The sequence below is a fragment of the Glycomyces rhizosphaerae genome (assembly GCF_042647865.1).
Lineage (GTDB): Bacteria > Actinomycetota > Actinomycetes > Mycobacteriales > Micromonosporaceae > Glycomyces > Glycomyces rhizosphaerae.
The window spans coordinates 431,817-450,213 of record NZ_JBHRWO010000004.1 but is presented as its reverse complement, the minus strand read 5'-3'; the positions used below and the strand labels follow the sequence as shown (position 1 = coordinate 450,213).

Annotated in this window: 15 protein-coding genes; 8 read left to right on the top strand and 7 right to left on the bottom strand. The window is 68.3% G+C overall.

Annotated elements, in window-relative coordinates; all coding sequences use genetic code 11:
- The first annotated feature begins 74 nt into the window (after positions 1 to 74).
- From ACFO8M_RS02870 to ACFO8M_RS02860, 3 genes are all read left to right on the top strand, one after another.
- Positions 75 to 833: a tyrosine-protein phosphatase gene (locus ACFO8M_RS02870; RefSeq protein WP_387970210.1), complete on the top strand. Its 759-nt coding sequence runs from the start codon at positions 75 to 77 to the stop codon at positions 831 to 833.
- 88 nt (positions 834 to 921) lie between these two features.
- Entirely contained in the window at positions 922 to 2,760 is a 1,839-nt protein-coding gene (locus ACFO8M_RS02865) for an ABC transporter ATP-binding protein (RefSeq protein WP_387970207.1), read from the top strand.
- On the top strand, positions 2,757 to 4,640 hold the full coding sequence (locus ACFO8M_RS02860; protein WP_387970204.1) for an ABC transporter ATP-binding protein: 1,884 nt from the start codon (positions 2,757 to 2,759) through the stop codon (positions 4,638 to 4,640). The genes ACFO8M_RS02865 and ACFO8M_RS02860 overlap by 4 nt, the downstream gene beginning before the upstream one ends.
- A gap of 240 nt (positions 4,641 to 4,880) precedes the next feature.
- On the opposite strand, the gene ACFO8M_RS02855 is transcribed toward ACFO8M_RS02860, so the two are convergent.
- The 7 genes from ACFO8M_RS02855 to ACFO8M_RS02825 all read right to left on the bottom strand — a co-directional run bounded on the left by ACFO8M_RS02855 (position 4,881) and on the right by ACFO8M_RS02825 (position 12,793).
- Entirely contained in the window at positions 4,881 to 5,693 is an 813-nt protein-coding gene (locus ACFO8M_RS02855) for a class I SAM-dependent methyltransferase (protein ID WP_387970201.1), read from the bottom strand.
- A gap of 18 nt (positions 5,694 to 5,711) precedes the next feature.
- The gene (locus ACFO8M_RS02850) at positions 5,712 to 6,149 is read right to left on the bottom strand and encodes a type II toxin-antitoxin system VapC family toxin (RefSeq protein WP_387970198.1); all 438 of its coding nucleotides are present in this window, start codon (positions 6,147 to 6,149) and stop codon (positions 5,712 to 5,714) included.
- The gene (locus ACFO8M_RS02845) at positions 6,146 to 6,466 is read right to left on the bottom strand and encodes a FitA-like ribbon-helix-helix domain-containing protein (protein ID WP_387970195.1); all 321 of its coding nucleotides are present in this window, start codon (positions 6,464 to 6,466) and stop codon (positions 6,146 to 6,148) included. The genes ACFO8M_RS02850 and ACFO8M_RS02845 overlap by 4 nt, the downstream gene beginning before the upstream one ends.
- 32 nt (positions 6,467 to 6,498) lie before the next feature.
- Positions 6,499 to 8,004 (bottom strand): tRNA (N6-isopentenyl adenosine(37)-C2)-methylthiotransferase MiaB, encoded by a 1,506-nt coding sequence (gene miaB, locus ACFO8M_RS02840; RefSeq protein ID WP_387970192.1) that lies wholly within the window; start codon positions 8,002 to 8,004, stop codon positions 6,499 to 6,501.
- Complete coding sequence (locus tag ACFO8M_RS02835; protein ID WP_387970189.1) at positions 7,986 to 8,963, bottom strand: phosphotransferase family protein; 978 nt, start codon at positions 8,961 to 8,963, stop codon at positions 7,986 to 7,988. The genes miaB and ACFO8M_RS02835 overlap by 19 nt, the downstream gene beginning before the upstream one ends.
- 176 nt (positions 8,964 to 9,139) lie before the next feature.
- Positions 9,140 to 11,269: an HNH endonuclease signature motif containing protein gene (locus ACFO8M_RS02830; protein ID WP_387970186.1), complete on the bottom strand. Its 2,130-nt coding sequence runs from the start codon at positions 11,267 to 11,269 to the stop codon at positions 9,140 to 9,142.
- A 477-nt stretch (positions 11,270 to 11,746) separates the two neighbouring features.
- Positions 11,747 to 12,793 (bottom strand): aldo/keto reductase, encoded by a 1,047-nt coding sequence (locus ACFO8M_RS02825; protein WP_387970183.1) that lies wholly within the window; start codon positions 12,791 to 12,793, stop codon positions 11,747 to 11,749.
- Positions 12,794 to 12,883: 90 nt separating this feature from the next.
- On the opposite strand from ACFO8M_RS02825, the gene ACFO8M_RS02820 reads away from it, so the two are divergent.
- The 5 genes from ACFO8M_RS02820 (at position 12,884) to ACFO8M_RS02800 (ending at position 18,387) form a co-directional block, all read left to right on the top strand.
- Positions 12,884 to 13,495, top strand: a complete 612-nt coding sequence (locus ACFO8M_RS02820; RefSeq protein WP_387970180.1) for a TetR/AcrR family transcriptional regulator — start codon at positions 12,884 to 12,886, stop codon at positions 13,493 to 13,495.
- Between the two features lie 368 nt (positions 13,496 to 13,863).
- Complete coding sequence (locus tag ACFO8M_RS02815) at positions 13,864 to 15,039, top strand: ABC transporter substrate-binding protein (protein ID WP_387970177.1); 1,176 nt, start codon at positions 13,864 to 13,866, stop codon at positions 15,037 to 15,039.
- Positions 15,040 to 15,093: 54 nt separating this feature from the next.
- On the top strand, positions 15,094 to 15,972 hold the full coding sequence (locus ACFO8M_RS02810; RefSeq protein WP_387970174.1) for a branched-chain amino acid ABC transporter permease: 879 nt from the start codon (positions 15,094 to 15,096) through the stop codon (positions 15,970 to 15,972).
- Positions 15,972 to 17,669, top strand: coding sequence for a branched-chain amino acid ABC transporter ATP-binding protein/permease (locus ACFO8M_RS02805; protein ID WP_387970171.1), 1,698 nt, complete (start codon positions 15,972 to 15,974; stop codon positions 17,667 to 17,669). The genes ACFO8M_RS02810 and ACFO8M_RS02805 overlap by 1 nt, the downstream gene beginning before the upstream one ends.
- Entirely contained in the window at positions 17,662 to 18,387 is a 726-nt protein-coding gene (locus ACFO8M_RS02800; RefSeq protein ID WP_387970168.1) for an ABC transporter ATP-binding protein, read from the top strand. The genes ACFO8M_RS02805 and ACFO8M_RS02800 overlap by 8 nt, the downstream gene beginning before the upstream one ends.
- Positions 18,388 to 18,397 lie beyond the last annotated feature (10 nt).

Here is an 18,397-nt window from a genome sequence, read left to right as displayed (position 1 = left end):
GATACGGTTCACGCCGTTCGCTTGTGCCCCGGCCGATCCCCTACGCGTACCCCGTCGAAAGGAAGGCAGCCGCCATGGTCCTGGAACACACCGATCCGGAGACGCTCCCCCAGCAGTTCGTCCCGACCGAGAACGTCTTCAACCTCCGCGACGTGGGCGGCTGGAACGCCCTGGGCGGCAAGAAGGTCAAGACCGGTCAGGTCTTCCGCTCCGACAACTTCGGCAACGCCACCGAGGCCGACATCGACCACGTCGTGAACCACCTCGGGATCAAGCACGTGATCGACCTGCGACGGGCCGAGGAATGGGACGAGTCCGGCCGGTTCCCCGAGATCGACGGCGTCGATTTCCACCACTTCGAACTGCTCCACATCAAATGGGAGCAGATCGGGCGGCGGACGACCAGCTTCTCGGACGAGGACGAGCTCATCGAGTTCCTCCGGCACCGCTACACCGGGATGATGGAGGCCGGATACCTGTCCATTCGAGATTCGCTCGACGTGATCGCGAGCGGCGAGCCGGTGGTGTTCCACTGCATGGCCGGGAAGGACCGCACCGGGATCGTCGCGGCGGTCCTCCTCTCGATTCTCGGGGTCGACGACGAGGACATCGCCGCGGATTACGCCCTCACCTCGTTCGGGTCGGCGCGCTGGCGCGCGTGGCGCGACGAGAAGTTCGGCAAGCCCGAGGTCGAGGGCGGCCTGGCCACCCCCGCCGAGGCGATGCTCCAGACCATCAAGGAGATTGACGCCCGATTCGGTTCCATGGAGGCGTACGCCGAGGCGATCGGTTTCAAGGGCGCGGACGCGCTGCGCGACCTGCTGCTCCATTAGGACGCGGACCGTTCACCTGCCGACCGCCTACCGGTCGGCAGGTGAAATTCGATTGCCCGGTGTCGTACCCTGCTCGTACGGTGGATCAGTGGGCTCAGAGCGGTTGAAAACTCCAGAACTGTCCGAAACAGACGATCTCGAGCCGCAGCATTCGGCACCGGCCCGTAAGACGGCGCTGACGAACCTGTGGCGGATCAAGAAGTACCTGTACCCCTACCGGTACCGGCTGGCACTGCTGTGGACGATGGTCCTCCTCAACATCGCCTCCGGCCTGGCCATTCCCCCGCTGGTCGGCCGGGCCATCGACGGCCCGATCAGCCACCGCGACATGCACGGCCTGTGGGTGATCGTGGGCTTCATCGCCCTCCTCGGCGCGGCCGACGCGATCCTCCAGCTCTCCCGGCGCTACATGCAGACCACGACCGCGATGGCGATCGAGGCGGACATGCGGGCCGGGCTCTACGAACACCTCCAGCGGTTGCACACCGGTTTCCACGACCGCTGGCAGACCGGGCAGCTCCTCGCCCGCGTCACCTCCGACCTCGGCATGATCCGGCGGTTCTTCGCCGGCGGCCTGGTCTTCGCGATCACCTCGATCGGCATGATCGTCATCATCCTGGGCCAGCTGCTGTTCATCGAATGGCGGCTGGCCCTCATCGTCGCGGCCTCGGCCGTGCCGCTGTTCCTCATCGGCCGGAAGTTCTTCCGGGGCTATCTGCCCGCGGCGCGGTCCGAGCAGGATCAGTCCGGTGAGGTCTCCAGTGCCGCAGAGGAGTCCGCGCTCGGCATCCGGGCGATCAAGGCGCTCGGGCGCGGCCCGCTCATGGCGGCCCGCTTCGAGAAGGAGGCCGCCGAGCTGCGCGACCGGGGCATCCGCAAGAGCCTCATCGCGTCCCGCTCCTGGTCGGGCTACGACGCCATCGCGACCGCCGCCATCGGCGCGGTCCTGACCTTCGGCTCGATCATGGTCGCCGAAGGACGGCTGTCGGTGGGCGACCTGACCGCGTTCGTCATGCTGCAGCTGGCGCTGCTGTGGCCGATCGAGGCCAGCGGCTGGGTGATGGCCCACGGCAACGAGGCCATGACCGCCGCCGACCGCGTCTACGAGGTCCTCGACACCGAACCGGCCATCAAGGACCGGCCCGGCGCCAAGGCGATCGACCGCGGGGCGCTCCGCGGCGAACTCGTCTTCGAGGACGTGCGCTTCGGATACGAGGACGACACCCGCGACATCCTGCGCGGCGTCGACCTGCGGGTCAAGCCCGGCGAGACCGTCGCGATCGCGGGCAAGACCGGTTCGGGCAAGTCCACGCTCGTCTCGTTGCCTTCGCGGCTCAACGACCCCACGGGCGGTCGGATCCTCCTGGACGGCACCGACATCCGCGATCTGCAGCTCGCGAACCTGCGCTCGGTGGTGACCACCGCGTTCGAGGAGGCGACGCTCTTCTCGATGAGCGTCCGCGAGAACCTGGCCCTCGGCCGGCCCGACGCCGACGAGGCCGATCTCGAACAGGCCCTTCGGGTCGCGCAGGCCGAGTTCGTGCACGACCTGCCGTACGGCCTGGACACCCGCATCGGCGAGCAGGGCCTGTCCCTGTCCGGCGGCCAGCGCCAGCGCCTCGCGCTCGCGCGCGCCGTGGTCGTCAGGCCCGCCGTGCTGGTGCTCGACGATCCGCTCTCGGCGCTCGACGTGCACACCGAGGAACTGGTCGAGCGGGCCTTGGCGCAGGTGCTGCAGGAGACGACCGCGCTCGTCGTGGTCCACCGGCCCTCGACCGTGGCGCTCGCGGACCGGGTCGCGCTGCTGCACGAGGGCAGGATCGCGGCGTTCGGGAGGCACTCGGAGCTGATGGGCTCGAGCCCCGAGTACGTGGACGTGCTCTCGGCGGCGTCGTTGGAGAGCGCAGCGGAAGAGGTGGCCGCATGACGGTGGCGGACAAGGCGACTGAGCAGACCACAGACAAGCCCGGTGACAAGCACGTGCACTGGCGGGGCCAGGCCGAGTCGGCGGAGGCCGACCGGACGAGCGCCGAGGTGGACGATGCCGAGTCGATCAAGGAGCTGCGGAGCCAGTCGCGGCGGCTGCTGGGTTCGATGCTGCGCCCGCACAAGAAGGCGATCGCGTTCCTGTGCGGGATCCTGGTGGTGCAGAACTTCACCAGCATGGCCACGCCGCTCCTGGTCATGTTCGGGATCGACAACGCGATCCCGGCGATCCGCGACCGCGGCGACTACTCGGTGCTGATCGGCATCGCGGTCGCGTTCGCGGTGGTCTCGATCCTCAAGTACGTGACCGTGCGGCTGTACATCGCGCAGTCGGCGAAGGTCGGCAACGCGATGCTGTTCACGTTGCGCAACAGGGTGTTCCGCAAGTTCCAGGACCTGTCGGTGTCCTTCCACGAGCGGTTCACCTCGGGGCGCGTGACGGCCCGGCAGAGCTCCGACATGGAGTCGATCCGGGAGATGACCGAGAACGGCGTCGACGACCTCGTGCTCGCCGGGCTCAACGTCGTCACGATCACGGTGGTCATGCTCGTGATCGACCCGCGGCTGGCGGCCGTCACGCTGCTGACGTTCCCGCTGATGATCCTGTTGGGCCGCTGGTTCAACCGGGTGTCGACGCTCGCGTACCGGCGCGCCCGCGAGACCGTCGCGCTGCTCATCGTCTACTTCGTGGAGTCGATGGGCGGGGTGCGCGCGGTGCAGGCGTACCGGCGCGAGGAGCGCGACCGGGAGCTGTTCGCGGGGTTGAACGTCGACAACCGTTTCGCGCAGGCGAAGGGGCACCAGCAGAACGCGTTCATGTCCGGCGGGATGCGCGGCATCGGGCACCTCGCCACGGTCGTGGTGCTGCTGTTCGGCGGCTGGCAGGTCATGCACGGCAACACCGAACTCGGTGTGCTGGCGGCGTTCCTGCTTTACATGAAGCGGTTCTTCGACCCGCTCAACGAGCTGGTGCAGTTCTACAACGTCCTGCAGTCGGCCACTTCGGCTCTGGAGAAGATCTCGGGCGTCCTGGACGAGAAGGTCGAGGTGGCCGAGCCCGAGGAGCCCCGTTCGATCGAGGATCCCAAGGGCGAGCTGCGCTTCGACGACGTGCGGTTCCAGTACCGGGAGGACCAGGTGGTCCTGCCGGGCCTGGACCTGCGCATCCCGGGCGGCCAGACCACGGCGCTCGTGGGCGCGACGGGCGCGGGCAAGACGACGATCGCGAAGCTCGTGAGCCGCTTCTACGACCCGAAGGCGGGCACGGTCTCGCTCGACGGCGTCGACCTGCGGGAGCTGACCGAACAGGACCTGCGGGCCAACATCGTGATGATCACGCAGGAGAACTTCTTGTTCAACGGCACCATCGCCGAGAACATCGAACTCGGCAAGCCGGGGGCGACGCGGGAGCGGATCATCGAGGCTGCCAAGGTCGTCGGCGCGCACGAGTTCATCGACGCGCTGCCGGAGGGCTACGACACGCACGTGCGCAAGCGCGGCGGGCGCCTCTCGGCGGGCCAGCGCCAGCTGGTGGTCTTCGCGCGGGCGTTCCTGGCCGACCCGCGCGTGCTCATCCTCGACGAGGCGACCTCCTCGCTCGACATCCCGTCGGAGCGGCTGGTCCAGAAGGCGCTGCGCACGATCCTGGCGGACCGGACGGCGATCATCATCGCCCACCGCCTGTCAACGGTGGAGATCGCCGACCGGGTGCTCGTGCTGGAGCACGGCCGCATCATCGAGGACGGCCACCCGAACGAGCTCATCGACCACGGCGGCGAGTACGCCACGCTGCACCGCCAGTGGGCGGACTCCCTGGTCTAGCGGGCGTCCCGCGGATCCGATCGGATCCGCGGGACGCCTCGTCTCAGACCTCGGCGAAACGAGGCGTTCGACGACTTCGCCGTTCTCGGTCTTCTCGAACGTGACGGTGCGCTCGCCGAGCTCGGTGCCGCGGAGTGCGGCGCATGGTCATCGACCGGCTGAGCAAGCGACAGGTTCAGCACCTGTGCGGGATCGGCGAAGCGGTCAAAGCCGGCATCGAGGCCGAAGCCGACTGAGGGCCTACTCCGGGCGGAGCGCCGTGACGAGGTAGTAGTCGATCAAGCCTTCCTCGTAGCAGCGCAGCCAGTTCCGAGCCCAGGAGATGCGGAACTCGGTCTGGGTGATCCACCGGTCGAGCTGGTGCCACACGTGCTCGCCGATCGACTCGACGGAGACGTCGGCGAATCCGGCGGCGGTCAGGTCAGCGGCGAACTCCCCCACCGGACGGATGACGTCGGCACCGGAGGCGACGGTCTCGAGGAGATCGGCGACAGCGGCCGCATCCGCGCCGTCGGGCGCGAAGAACGTCGCGGCCGCGAAGCGCCCGCCGGGTCGCAGGACCCGGTGGGCCTCGCGCGCCACGGCGGCGAGGTCGTCCACGTGCTGGAGCATCTCGACGGAGAAGACGCCGTCAACAGAGACGTCGTCCAAGGGGATGTCGGTGGCCGAGCCCCGGACGAACGAGAGCGCGCCGCCCAGTGCCTTGATCGCGTCGGCGTTGATCGCCAGCGCCCGTTCAAGCTGGGTTGCGGAACGGTCCAAGCCGGACACGTGGATGTCGTACTCGGAGGCGACCAGTGCGGCGCCGACGCCGAGACCGCAGCCGAGCTCCAAGAGGCGGTCGCCGGGTTCGGGTTCGAGACTCATCGCGACCTGCCGGTACAGCTCGGCATGGCTCGCGACGCGCTCCTCCACGGTGATCTCACGATCGGGTTCAAGGGCGCCCCAGTACCCGAAATTGATGAACGATCCCGAGAAGATGGACAGCGATCCGAGGTCGAACGGACCGTACATGAGATCGCGCTGTGCCTGAGCATCAGGTTCCGGTTTCATACCGACCGATTCTGGCACTCAGACGAGGGTGAAGCCTCTAAGTTCGGCGACCGCCGCCTGTTCTTTGTCGCGGGAGGCGAAGGCGTAGGGTTCGCCCGCCGCGAGTTCGGGCAGGAGCAGGGTGGCCGTGGCGATGTGCCAGGCGTCCATCGCCCTCATGCCGTGGGTCGCCACGATCTCGAAGGCCTGCGCCTCCACTTCGGCCTGCGGGGCGGTGATGATCGTGATCGGGCCGTCCGGGCCGGTGTCGGCCTCCCAGATGTCCAGGAGCGGGCCCTTGTCACGGCTCTTCGCGCGGGCCGTGCGGACCAGGGCGCCCGCCACCTCGATGCGCGTCCAGGAGCCGGTGACCACCAGGATCTCGGGGTCGCGCAGGAGTTTCAGGGCTTCGCGGTGGCCGCGCTCGTCGGGCAGGTAGGAGCGCGCCAGCACCGAGGAGTCGGCGTAGACGATCACAGCAGGCGGTCCCGGTCCTCGTCGAGGATCCGGTCCAGGATCTCGCCGACACCGCGCATGGACTCGAGCACTTCGGCGCGCAGGGCTTCGACGTCCCTGACCTGCCTGCCGTGCTCGACGGCCTTGAGCGGGGCCGCGAGCATGCCGAGCGCGGCGGCTCGGGCCCGGACCTTCTCGGTCTCGGTGCGGCCGTTGCTTTCGCCGACAACGGCGAGGATTTCGTTGGCGATGGCGTTGACCGACCGGTGCTCGCGCTTCGCCCGCTCGGTGAGCCGAGCGTGCAAATCGTCGTCAACGCGGAGCAGAAGCTGTTTCATGCCTCGATGATAGCACTCAAATAAGAATGATATCAGCAGGCGCAGCCAGGCGTTTCTGCCTTCGGTTGGGGTTTGCGGCCGATCGAGGGCATCCCGAGGCTCACGCCGGGGAGCTTCGTGGCCTTGCCCGCGGCCCAGGCGTCGCCGGCCTTGGTGGCGCGGTGCGTCAGCACTTTACTGTCGGCCACCAGGTGGTGCGGGGCGCCGTAGGTGACCTTGGTGGTGATCACGTCGCCGGGGCGCACGCCCTCGGCGTTGCCGGTCGGGTCGGTCTCGCTCGGGGTCACGTTGAAGTGCACCAGGCGGCCGTCGCGGGCCCGGCCCGAGAGGCGGCCGGTCGCGGCGTCCTTGCGGCCGTCGCCAACGGTGACCAGGACTTCGACCTCGATGCCCTCGAGCTTGCGGTTCTCCTCCCAGGAGATGCGCTCCTGGAGTTCGACCAGGCGCTCGTAGCGCTCCTGCACGACGGCCTTCGGGATCTGGTCCTCCATCGTCGCCGCGGGGGTGCCGGGGCGGATCGAGTACTGGAAGGTGAAGGCGCTGGAGAAGCGGGCCTTCTCGACGACGTCGAGGGTGGCCTGGAAGTCCTCCTCGGTCTCGCCGGGGAAGCCGACGATGATGTCGGTGGTGATGGCCGCGTCCGGCATCGCCTTGCGGACGTCGTCGATGATCCCCAGGTACTTCTCGGAGCGGTACGAGCGGCGCATCTCCTTGAGGACCTTGTCCGAACCGGACTGGAGCGGCATGTGGAGCGAGTGGCACACGTTCGGCGTCTCCGCCATCGCCGCGATCACGTCATCGGTGAAGTTCTTGGGGTGCGGGCTGGTGAAGCGCACCCGCTCCAGGCCCTCGATCTCGCCGCAGGCGCGCAGGAGCTTCCCGAAGGCGAGCTTGTCGCCGAACTCGACGCCGTACGTGTTGACGTTCTGGCCCAGCAGGGTCACCTCGGTGACGCCTTCGTCGACCAGCGCCTGGACCTCCGCGAGGATCTCGCCGGGGCGGCGGTCCTTCTCCTTGCCACGCAGCGACGGCACGATGCAGAACGTGCAGGTGTTGTTGCAGCCCACGGAGATCGAGACCCAACCGGAGTAGTTGGAGTCGCGCTTGGTGGGGAGCGCCGAGGGGAACGTCTCCAGGGTTTCGAGGATCTCGACCTCGGCCTCCTGGTTGTGCCGGGCACGTTCCAGGAGCACCGGCAGCGAGCCGATGTTGTGGGTCCCGAACACGGCGTCGACCCAGGGCGCGCGCTTGACGATCTCGCCGCGGTCCTTCTGCGCCAGGCAGCCGCCGACGGCGATCTGCATGTCCGGGTTCTCCCGCTTGGCGGGGGCGAGGTGGCTGAGGTTCCCGTAGAGCTTGTTGTCGGCGTTCTCGCGCACCGCGCAGGTGTTGAACACGACGAGGTCCGGCGCGGCATCGGCTGCGACCGGCACGTACCCGGCCTCCTCGAGCAGGCCCCCGATGCGCTCGGAGTCGTGCACGTTCATCTGACAGCCGTACGTCTTCACCTGGTACGTCTTCACCGCTTGGTCAACCACCCAACTAGCTTAGCCAGCGCTTTCGACGGCACCACATCGAGTGATCGGTGCTCACCGCCACACACAACCATCGGTGAAGGTCGACCCCTCACCGCGGCTGCCCCAGCTAACGCCGCTTGGGTGAGGACGTCCGCGATCATCCGGTGCCCCTGCGCCTCGAAGTCTTGGTTGCCGATCTGATGGGCCCAGCATGCGGTGCCGATCGCGGCCCGGGCGCGTTGGCGGACCCACAGATCGGGCTCGCGCGGATCCGCGCCGTAGCCGGACAAGAACGCCTCCTCCGCGCCGGGATGCCAGACGAACTCTTGGACGGCGAGGCGTTCGAGGTCCTCAGCCGCCGGTCGCAGGCCCGCGCGCCCCAGATCGATCACTCGCAGCACCCCGTTGTCGAGAAGCCAGTTTCGACCCTGCCAGTCGCCATGAGTGGGAACGCAAGTGACGGTGAGCCGCGGCCAGGACCGGATGAAGGCCCGCAGCACTTCGACGACGTCCGGCGCGATCCGATGGGGTCCGTCAAGCCACGCCAGCGCTTTGGCGTTCATCCGAGTTTCGTAGTCGGGGTCCTCGATTGCCGCTTGCGCATGGAACTCACGCAGGAGCTCGCCTGCCTGCACGTAAATGTCCATCTCTGCGGCTGCCGTCGTTCCCTGGACCAGCGTCCCGGGAACGTATGCCGTCACCAGTATCTTGGCGTCGACATCGGCGTAGAGCATCCGGGCGGCCCGACCGTGTTGCACCCACGGTCCGGTCCACTCCCGGTGGGCACGGATCTCCCGTGCGATGTGATGATCCGAGGCGCCGCCCGCCTTGATGACGACGACCTGCTCGCCCACTCTTGCCCGCAAGACCGTGGTCTCGACCAACCGCCAGCTCATGTCGGCCTCGACCTCGACAGCGGGCAACCAGGCTTCGACCAGTGCGCGCTGGCGGGGAGCGAGTGTGTCGAGTGAATGGATCATCGAAGCAAGCATAGGGTTCGGCCGCAGAAACGACGGCGACGGTCAAGATGCGGGGATGGACAAGGGCGTTCTCCCGCTTGCAGGTAGCGGATGATGGCGGTCAGAGCCGGCGGCGACGAAGAAGTCTCGTTCCGGCGGAGCCGGTCTTCGGGCCTCGGGTCTGATCAAGTCCCGGTTCAAGCAGTCGACGACAACCCAGGGCTGCTCATCGTGAGGCCTGACTTCGGCTTCCGATCCGGGATGGGCGCTGGTTTGATCAGGCAGCGACAAAGAGGCCGAATCCTCTCGGGCCTGGTCTTCGGCTTCGATGCGTCGGGTACTTGCGGACAGTCAGGGCAGCGACAAAGGTTTCGCTTCTCCGGAGCCGCAATCTCGGCTTCCCGACCTGACTGAGTCCAGTCCAGCTTCAGACGGGCAGCGACAACGAGGCCTCTCGATCCCGGGGGCCGAACGTCGGCCTTCGGATCCGTTTGGGCCCTGGCTCGGGCGGGCAGCGACAAAGAGGTGCGTGCGGGGCTGGCCTTAGTCTTCGGCTCTGTGCGGTATGCGGCGCGGGTCTTGCCGCGGTGGGTTTGTTGGCTGGGCATGCTGAGGGGCCCGAACCCATATGGGTGTCGGGCTGCGCTGCTGGTGTTGCGGCGCTTCCCCTCAGCAGTCGCCCGCTGAGGGCAGCGTAAGAACGGTGGTTCCCCGTAGTCGACCTCACCGGTTGCCTCAGCCATCACCTTCAGAGGTTTGCTGGGTTCGGAAGGCTTGGGGGCCTTGACGATCGGCGGCGTGACCTGTGATGGTGTTGCCTGACTTGCCTGACTTGCCTGACTTGCCTGGCTCGTCGGGTTCGGTGTCGTGAACTTTGCTCGGCATTTCGCTCTCGCTGCCTTCATGGCCTTGAGGGCCCGGTCCCGGTCGATGGCCTCGGCCAGGGCATCCAGGTCGGGTTTCATGGCCTCGGACCATTCCGAGCGGTACAGCCCGGTGGGGAACACATCCCAGTCGGTGCCGTGGTGCTCAATGTCCATGTCCTGGTCGGTGCGCCAGTCGGAGCAGCCGCACCCGGTGTTCCCACCGGGGGCGCTCGTCATGTGGTGGCCGTCGTGGTGGGTGATGACGGCTTGGCCGGGGCCGGTCTTCGTCACGGTCCAGCCGGTGGTGTGGATGCGGCCGTGGTGGAACCGGCACAGCAGGATCAGGTTCTCCGCGATCGTGGGGCCGCCGTCGGCCCAGTGCTGGATGTGGTGGGCTTCGGTCCAGGCGACCGGGCGCCCGCACCCGGACCAGGCGCAACCTCCTGGCTGCTCAAGCTCCAGCTTCCGCCGCAAGGCCGTGTTCGGCAGCCGCAGGGCCCGGCCGAGTTCGACTGCTTCGCCTGTGGCGTAGTTGAACACCGAGGGGATCACCACGCCTTCGCAAGCCAGGAGGCGCGCCCTGGGAACCGAGATCGGCTCGCCCTCCAAGAGCGGGAGGCGGCCGGTGTCCTTGCCCTGCAACGTCTCGATATCGACCGTCAAGTCCAGGGTGGCGGTGTGGCCGTGGCGGGTCGCTGCCTGTGGGGAGGAACCGTAGCCGGCGAGGAGCTGGTGGAGGGCTTCGGCGTGCCGGTGCTCTTGCGGGGGCAGGAGACCGTCGGTGTCTTGGTCTTCTTGACGGGGTGGCGGGCAGGCGGTCTGCAGGTACTTGTCCAACAGGCGGCCCGTGGTGTCGGAGAGTTCGGCGGAGAGGCTCCACATGCCGTTGTCTTGCGGCATCAGTTCGAGGCGCTGCAGGGACTGTGCACCCAACTCGTCCAGCAGTTCGGTTTCTTCGGCGATGGAGGCCCAGAGTTCGTCGAGGTGGCGTTGCAGGTCTTTGAACGAGGCATGGGCGCAGTACTGGGCCACCATGGCTTCCGGTGTCGTGCACTGGACTGAAGCGTCGAAGGGGGAGGGGACTGGTGTCGTGAAGGGGGTGCGGGCGAACAGGCGCATCGCGGTGGTCTTGTCCAACTGGCGGACAGCGAAGGCGACCTGGTCGATCCGGGCCTTCCCTGTCGTCGCCGCTTCCGCGAGGAGACGGAACTTGCCGGAGAGTCTGGCGATGGCGGCGATGGATCCTGCGGTGTTGAACGTGAAGTCGAACTGCGACAACAACAGATCCCGCAGGGCGGAGAACCCGAACTCCGAGCGATGCAGCCCAGAGGCCTTCATCTCGATCACCGCGGCCAGGACCTGGGCGTGGTGGGAGTTGATCGCCTCGGCGGCGTGGTCGAGGGTGGAGCGGATGGCCTGGGCCTGGGAACGGCGATCCTGAGTGGGGGACGTAGTGGCCATCTGACACCTCCTCGAACTATCCGGTTGATTTCGCTTGTTTGTGCTGTATCAAGCATAGATCGGGCAGGGGTCGACTGTCATCACCCAATCGGGTGAATCATCGATGTTCCTGCAGGTCAACGGCACTGTCCCCCGGGGTCGGGCGTGTCGGCCAGCGCCCACAACCGACCCGACGCCCAGCGCCCCGACCCCCCGCGCTGCCTGGCGGCCGCACAACCCACGCCACCCTCCCAATCACCCTTCTGTCGCTGCCCGCCTGAGCCCCGACCACAACCAACCCTCAAGCCGGAATACCGGCTGAGGAGGTCCCCACCTCGTTGTCGCTGCCCGGTCGAACCTGGCATTGATCCGACCGGCGAGTTCGACTTCTCGGCGTAAGCCCCCAAAACAAGGCGCAAGCTCCCAAGTCCGGCAGAGCCCGGAGCCGCCGATCGACTCCGGGCTCTCCCGTTCAGTTGCCAGAGCAGCCAAGCCGCTTCACCTGCCCGAGGGGACGAGGGGCGGGTTCAGCCGTGCGAATCCTTCCTGACCCTCGTAGGGGTAGTAGGGGTACGGCGCGGTCCTGGCGCTGGCCTTGTCGAGGCGGGCCACCTGCTCGGCGGTGAGTTCCCAGCCGACCGCGCCGAGGTTGTCCTCGAGCTGCTTTTCGTTGCGCGCGCCGATGATCACGGAGGCGACGGTGGGGCGGCGCAGGAGCCAGTTGAGGGCGATCTGGGGGATGGTCCGGCCGGTCTCCTGGCTGAGTTCGTCGAGGACGTCGACCACGCCGTAGAGAAGCTCGTCGGAGACCGGCGGGCCCCACTGGGCGGTCTCGTGGAGGCGGCTGCCTTCGGGCAGCGGCCGGCCGCGGCGGATCTTGCCGGTGAGGCGGCCCCAGCCGAGGGGGCTCCAGACGACCGCGCCGACGCCCTGGTCATGGGCGAGCGGCATGAGCTCCCATTCGTAGTCGCGGCCGACGAGGGAGTAGTAGACCTGATGGGCCGCATAGCGGGTCCAGCCGTGCGCGTCGGCGGCGGCGAGGGACTTCATGAGCTGCCAGCCCGCGAAGTTCGAGACGCCGATGTAGCGGAGCTTGCCCGCGCGGACGAGGTCGTCGAGGGCCGCGACGGTCTCCTCGACAGGGGTCCCGGCGTCGAAGGCGTGCAGCTGGAAGAGGTCGATGTAGTCGGTGTCGAGGCGCTTGAGCGCGGCTTCGACGGAGGCGATGAGCCGGGCGCGGCCGGTGCCGGCGTCCTGCGGCCCCGCCCCCATCGGGAGGCCCGCCTTGGTGGAGATGAGGGCTTTGCCCCTGCGGCCCTTGAGGGCCTGGCCGAGGACGCGCTCGGATTCGCCGTCGGAGTAGACGTCGGCCGAGTCGAACATGGTGACGCCCGCGTCGAGGGCCATGTCGACCATGCGGCGGGCCTGATCGGTGTCGGTGTCGCCCCAGGCGGAGAAGAGCGGGCCGCGCCCGCCGAAGGTGCCCGCGCCGAAGCTGAGGGCGGGGACGTGGAGGCCTGAAGCGCCGAGCCTGCGGTATTCCATGACGGTTCCCTTCTAAAGGTTCTATAGTTCCGTTAAGAACTTCGACTAAGCTAACCCACGGAACACCCTTAACGCAACTGGAGTCCCGTTATGAGTGACGAGCGTCCCGAGCCCGGCACCGTCCGCCCCGGCGGCCGCACCGCGAAGGTGCGCGAGGCCGTGCTCCGCGCGGCCGGAGACGCCCTCGCCGAGGACGGCTTCGACCGGCTCGATCTGGCCGAGATCGCGCGCCGCGCCGGCGTCGGCAAGACGACGGTGTACCGGCGCTGGGGCACCGTGCCCGGACTCGTCGCCGATCTGCTCGGCGAAATGGCCGCCGATTCACTGCCGCGCGCGATAACCGGCTCGCTCTTGGGCGACCTCACCGCCCAGGCACGCCTAGTGCAGTCCACATTGAACGATCAGCGGCAAGGGCCGCTGTTCCGGGCACTCGTCACCGCCGCGAGCTGCGACCGGCAGACGGCCGCCGCGCTGCACCGGTTCTACCGCGTGCGGACCGAGGAGTGGGCGCCGTGCGTCACGGAGGCCGTGGAGCGCGGCGAGATCCCGGAGGGGACCGACCCGGCCGACGTGATTCGCGCCGTGTCGGCGCCGCTGTACTACCGACTGCTGGTCAGCGGCGACGAAATCAACCAGGGCACCGCCGACCGGGCCGCGCGGGCGGCCGTGGCCGCGGCGAAGGAGGGCGTGTTCACGCGCTGAACATCGTGAGGCACAATCAGTATGCGGAACTTGGGTGACTTTCCGGTAAATTGCCTGGTCCACGTCGGACGAGTGGAATGCGGCCGTCCACGACCAGCATCCCGGGGACCGGGAAACCGACCCGCTGCGACCTCCTCATCGCCCACAGTGCACAGTTCGTCGGGACGAGGACCGCAACATTTCACTGAATGAGATGCGTTCGCGCTCAATGTTTCCCGCAATGCGAGCTATTTGCGGAAACTTATTCTTGGCCGCTCTTGTGCCTCACTGATCGTCCTTATAAGGTGACCACCGTGCCGCTGCGTCCACGATCGGACGCCGGCGCACCCCACCAGTAGCCCCACCTGCCTCATCACTCAGGGAAGCACATGCGCCTCAAAACCTCCTCCGGCGCGGCCTTGGCCGTAGCCGCCCTGCTCGCGACCGCCGCGTGCGTCTCCGAAAGCGGTGCCGACACCACCGCCGACAGCGCGCTCTCCGGCTCCGGCGCGGGCGAGGAATGCAAGATCGACGAGACCGTCAAGCTCGGGGCCGTCTTCAGCCTCACCGAGGCCGCCGCGTTCGCCGGTGAGTACCAGAAAGAGGGTCTGGAGCTCGCCATCGAAGAGCTCAACGCCGCCGAGGGCATCGAGTACGAACTGGTCCTCGAGGACGACGGCTCCACCGTCGAAGGCTCCACCGTCGCGTTCGAGAAGCTCATCAACCGCGACCAGGTGAGCGCCATCATCGGCCCCACCCTCTCCAACATGGCCTTCTCGACCTACACCGACGCACAGAGCGCCGGCGTCCCCGCGCTCGGCGTCTCCACCACCGCCGAAGGCATCCCCGAGATCGGCGACTACATCTTCCGCGCCTCGCTCCCCGAGGTCTCCGCTCTGGCCGCCAGCATCCCGGCCGCCAAAGAGACCCTGGACATGAAGAAGGTCGCCGTCCTGCACGACAGCGCCGACGAGTTCACCGTCTCCGCTTACCGCACCATCACCGACGAGCTGGGCGAAGAAGGCATCGAGATCGCCGTCGACGAGAGCTTCGGAACCGACGACACCGACTTCGCGGCCCAGCTCGGCAAGGTCCTGGAAGAGGATGTGGACGCCGTCATCCTCTCGGCCCTGCCCAAGGCCACGGTGCCCCTGGTCAAGCAGGCCCGCGACCTGGGCATCACCGCCCCGATCGTCGGCGGCAACGCCTTCAACTCCCCCGTCCTCATCGGCGCCCTCGGCGACGCCGCCGAAGGCCTCATCGTCGGCGGTGCCTGGAGCGCGGCCTCCGAGACCACCGGCAACGCCGAGTTCATCGCGGCCTACAACGCGAAGTACGACCGCGCGCCCGACCAGTTCGCCGCCCAGGCCTACACCGGCGCTTACCTTATCGACCAGGCGATCCGCGCCGACTGCGACGCGAACCGCGAGTCGATCAAGGACAACCTCGGCCAGATCCTCGAATACGATTCCGTCCTCGGCCCGATCTCGATCGACGAGGGCGGCGAGGTCACCCAGACCCCGGTCGTCCAGATCGTCCGCGACGGCGCCTTCACCCTCCTTTAAGCAGTACCGGCCCCCGGTAGCCCTCGTCCCAACCTCCGTACAGGGAATCCAGAGATGGCACAGCAGTTGGCGAACGGCGTGTTCGCAGGCTCGATCTACGCGCTCTTCGCGATCGGGTTCACCCTCGTGTTCGGGATCCTCCGGCACCTGAACCTCGCCCACCCCGCGATCTTCACCGCCGGCGCGTTCATCGGCATCGAAGTCGCGACGCGGACCGAGATCCCGGTGTGGATCCTGTTCCCGGTCGTCGCCGCGTTCGGGGCCCTCGCCGGGGTCCTGGTGGAGCGCATCGCGTTCCGGCCGCTCCGCGGTCGGGACGACGAGCACTTCGCGGGGCTCATCTCCTCGGTCGCCCTCGGCGGCGTCGTCATCGCGCTCCTCCAAGCGCGGTACGGCACCGAACCGCAGAGCTTCCCGCAGGAGTACTTCCCCAACCAACTGTTCGAGTTCGCCGGGATCCGCGTGACCCTCACGCAACTGGTGACTCTGGGCCTGGCCCTGGTCCTCATGCTCGGACTCGCATGGCTCGTCTCAGCGACACCGCTGGGACGGGCCATGCGGGCCGTGGCCGAGAACCCCACGGCGGCAACCGTGGTCGGCGTCAACGTCGGCCGCGTCACCGCCGGGACCTACGCGCTGTCCTCCGGCCTCGGCACCATCGCCGGGGCCCTGCTGGCGCTCAACCTCGGCCAGGCCGGACGCGAGCTCGGCGCCTCGATCGAGCTCATCGGCTTCGCCGTCATCATCCTCGGCGGCCTCGGATCCCTCTGGGGCGCCATGGCCGCCGGGGTGATCCTGGGCCTCGCCGAGGCCCTCACGATCCACCTGTTCGACTCCACCTGGAAGAGCCTGGTCGCCTTCGCGCTGCTCTTCGCGGTGCTCGTGCTGCGCCCGCGCGGCCTCTTCGGCCACGTCAAGGTCAGGGAGGTCTGATGTTCGCCGGATACGAAACGCTCATCACCACGATCGCACTCGGCGCGATCCTGGCCTACTCGTTCCACGTGGTCCTCATGGCCGGGCAGCTCAGCCTCGGCCAAGCCGGATTCGCCTCGCTCGCAGCGTATGTCGCCACCCTCGTGGTCCCGACCGAGCCGCTGTTCGGCTCGCTCTCCCCCGTCATCATCGGCCTTCCCGTGGGCGCGGCGGTCGGCGCGGCCGCCGCGTTCCTCGTCGGGATGCCCGTGCTGCGCCTGCGCGGGGTCTTCCTCGCCATCGGCACCATCGCCTTCAGCGAGATGGTCCGCGTGTTCATGAACAACGCCGAATGGACCAACGGCGCCCTCGGCCTCCGCGTCGAGAAATGGGTGACGTTCGACTTCGCGTGGATCGTCGTCGCGGTCCTGGCCTACCTGTTCTGGCGGCTCGGTCCCTCCCGGACCGGCCGCGCCTTCGCCGCCGTGCGCGAAGACGAACTCGCCGCGAGCTCCATGGGCGTCAACGTGGTCCGCACCAGGATGCTCTCCTTCACCGCCTCCGGCGCGATCGCGGGCGTCTACGGGGTCATGTTCGCGTACTTCTACGGCCGCATCACCCCCGCGACCTTCGACTTCGGACTCACCGTCGACGGCCTCATCACCGCCGTCCTCGGCGGCTACCTCGTGTTCTTCGGGCCGATCCTCGGCTCGGGCTTCCTCACCGCCGTCCCCGAGATCCAGGACGCGGTCGGCCTCGAAGCCGGATGGATCCACCCGCTCGTCACCGGCGTGCTCCTGCTGGCCGTGATCCTGTTCCTGCCCGGCGGACTGTCCACCATCTTCAGCCGGTTCCGCCGCGTACCCGCCGCACCCGACCCGGACTACGCCCCGCTCGACGGGCTCGATCCCCTGCCCGACAAGGGCACCGAGATCGCCAAGTTGCACGGGATCGGCAAGGCCTACGGCGCGGTCCAGGCCGTGCGCGGGGTCGACCTCGAGATCCGCTCCGGAGAAGTCCTCGGCGTCATCGGCCCCAACGGCGCCGGCAAGACCACACTGGTCAACATGATCAGCGGACTCGAAGCACCGACCTCGGGCGAAGGCGAAGTCCTCGGCGTCAGACTCGGCGCGACCGGCGGCGCGCACCGCTTCGCGCAGGCCGGCGTGAGCCGGACCTTCCAGCACTCCAAGCTGTTCGACCGCCTCACCGTCCTCGACAACGTCCTCGTCGGCACCCACGCCGTCAGCAAGTCGACCTACCTGCGCCGGCTCCTGTGGCTCCCCTCGGCCCGCCGCGACGAGCGCCGCGCGCTCGCCCTGGCCTGGGCGCAACTCGAACGCGTCGGCCTCGCCGACCGCGCGAACCTGCGGCCCGGCGCCCTGTCCTACGGGGACCAGCGGCGGCTCGAGATCGCCCGCGCGCTCGCCTCCCACCCGACCCTGCTCATCCTCGACGAACCCGCCGCGGGCATGAACCACGTCGAGGCCGCCGAACTCGCCGGGCTCATCCGCAGCCTCGCCGAAGACGGCATCACGGTCCTGTTCATCGAGCACAACGTGAAGATGGTCCTCGAAGCCTGCACCCGGCTCGTCGTCCTCAACTTCGGCGAGGTCATCGCCGAAGGCGAACCGAGCGAAGTCGCCGCGGACCCGGCGGTCGTCGAGGCCTACCTCGGCACCGAAGACATCGAAGACGGTGAGGTCGAACATGTCTGAGCAAGCCAAGGAAAACCCGATCCTCGAGGTCGAATCGGTCCACGTCGCCTACGGGCGCGTGCAGGCCGTCCGCGACGTCTCCTTCTCCGTCCCCGAAGGCGGCCTCATCGCCCTCGTCGGCGCCAACGGCGCCGGCAAGAGCTCCGTGCTCGCCGCCGTCTCCGGCCTCGTCCGGCCCGGCTCGGGCCGGATCCGCCTCGAAGGCAAGGACATCACGCGCTGGCCCGCGCACAAGCGGGTCGGCGCCGGACTCGTCCTCGTCCCCGAAGGCCGCCAGATCCTCGGCACCCTCACCGTCGCCGAGAACCTGCGCCTCGGCGCCCACCGGCGCCGCCGCCAGGCCGCCCCCGAATCCGAGATGTACGAACTGTTCCCCGTCCTCGCCGAACGGCGGGCCCTCCCCGCCAGCGCGCTGTCGGGCGGCGAGCAGCAGATGCTGGCGATCGCACGCGCGATGATCGCCAGGCCGCGGGTCGTCCTCTTGGACGAGCCGTCGATGGGGTTGGCCCCCAAGATGGTCGACGAGGTCTTCGCCGTCATCGAGCGGATCCGCGCCTCCGGCGTCACCGTGGTCCTGGTCGAGCAGAACGCCCGCCGGGCGCTGCGCGCGGCCGACACCGGGCACGTCCTGGAGACCGGGGCGATCGCGCACAGCGGCCCCGCCGCCCACCTGCTGAAAGACCCCCGAGTCGTGAAAGCCTATCTGGGCGTCGAATAGCGCACGCCCA

Bases quoted from the DNA above. Each gene is read 5' to 3' on its own strand.
- ACFO8M_RS02870 (WP_387970210.1), top strand. From the start codon at position 75: ATGGTCCTGGAACACACCGATCCGGAGACGCTCCCCCAGCAGTTCGTC.
- ACFO8M_RS02860 (WP_387970204.1), top strand. From the start codon at position 2,757: ATGACGGTGGCGGACAAGGCGACTGAGCAGACCACAGACAAGCCCGGT.
- ACFO8M_RS02855 (WP_387970201.1), bottom strand. From the start codon at position 5,693: ATGAAACCGGAACCTGATGCTCAGGCACAGCGCGATCTCATGTACGGT.
- ACFO8M_RS02845 (WP_387970195.1), bottom strand. From the start codon at position 6,466: ATGAAACAGCTTCTGCTCCGCGTTGACGACGATTTGCACGCTCGGCTC.
- ACFO8M_RS02835 (WP_387970189.1), bottom strand. From the start codon at position 8,963: ATGATCCATTCACTCGACACACTCGCTCCCCGCCAGCGCGCACTGGTC.
- ACFO8M_RS02830 (WP_387970186.1), bottom strand. From the start codon at position 11,269: ATGGCCACTACGTCCCCCACTCAGGATCGCCGTTCCCAGGCCCAGGCC.
- ACFO8M_RS02825 (WP_387970183.1), bottom strand. From the start codon at position 12,793: ATGGAATACCGCAGGCTCGGCGCTTCAGGCCTCCACGTCCCCGCCCTC.
- ACFO8M_RS02820 (WP_387970180.1), top strand. From the start codon at position 12,884: ATGAGTGACGAGCGTCCCGAGCCCGGCACCGTCCGCCCCGGCGGCCGC.
- ACFO8M_RS02815 (WP_387970177.1), top strand. From the start codon at position 13,864: ATGCGCCTCAAAACCTCCTCCGGCGCGGCCTTGGCCGTAGCCGCCCTG.
- ACFO8M_RS02810 (WP_387970174.1), top strand. From the start codon at position 15,094: ATGGCACAGCAGTTGGCGAACGGCGTGTTCGCAGGCTCGATCTACGCG.
- ACFO8M_RS02805 (WP_387970171.1), top strand. From the start codon at position 15,972: ATGTTCGCCGGATACGAAACGCTCATCACCACGATCGCACTCGGCGCG.
- ACFO8M_RS02800 (WP_387970168.1), top strand. From the start codon at position 17,662: ATGTCTGAGCAAGCCAAGGAAAACCCGATCCTCGAGGTCGAATCGGTC.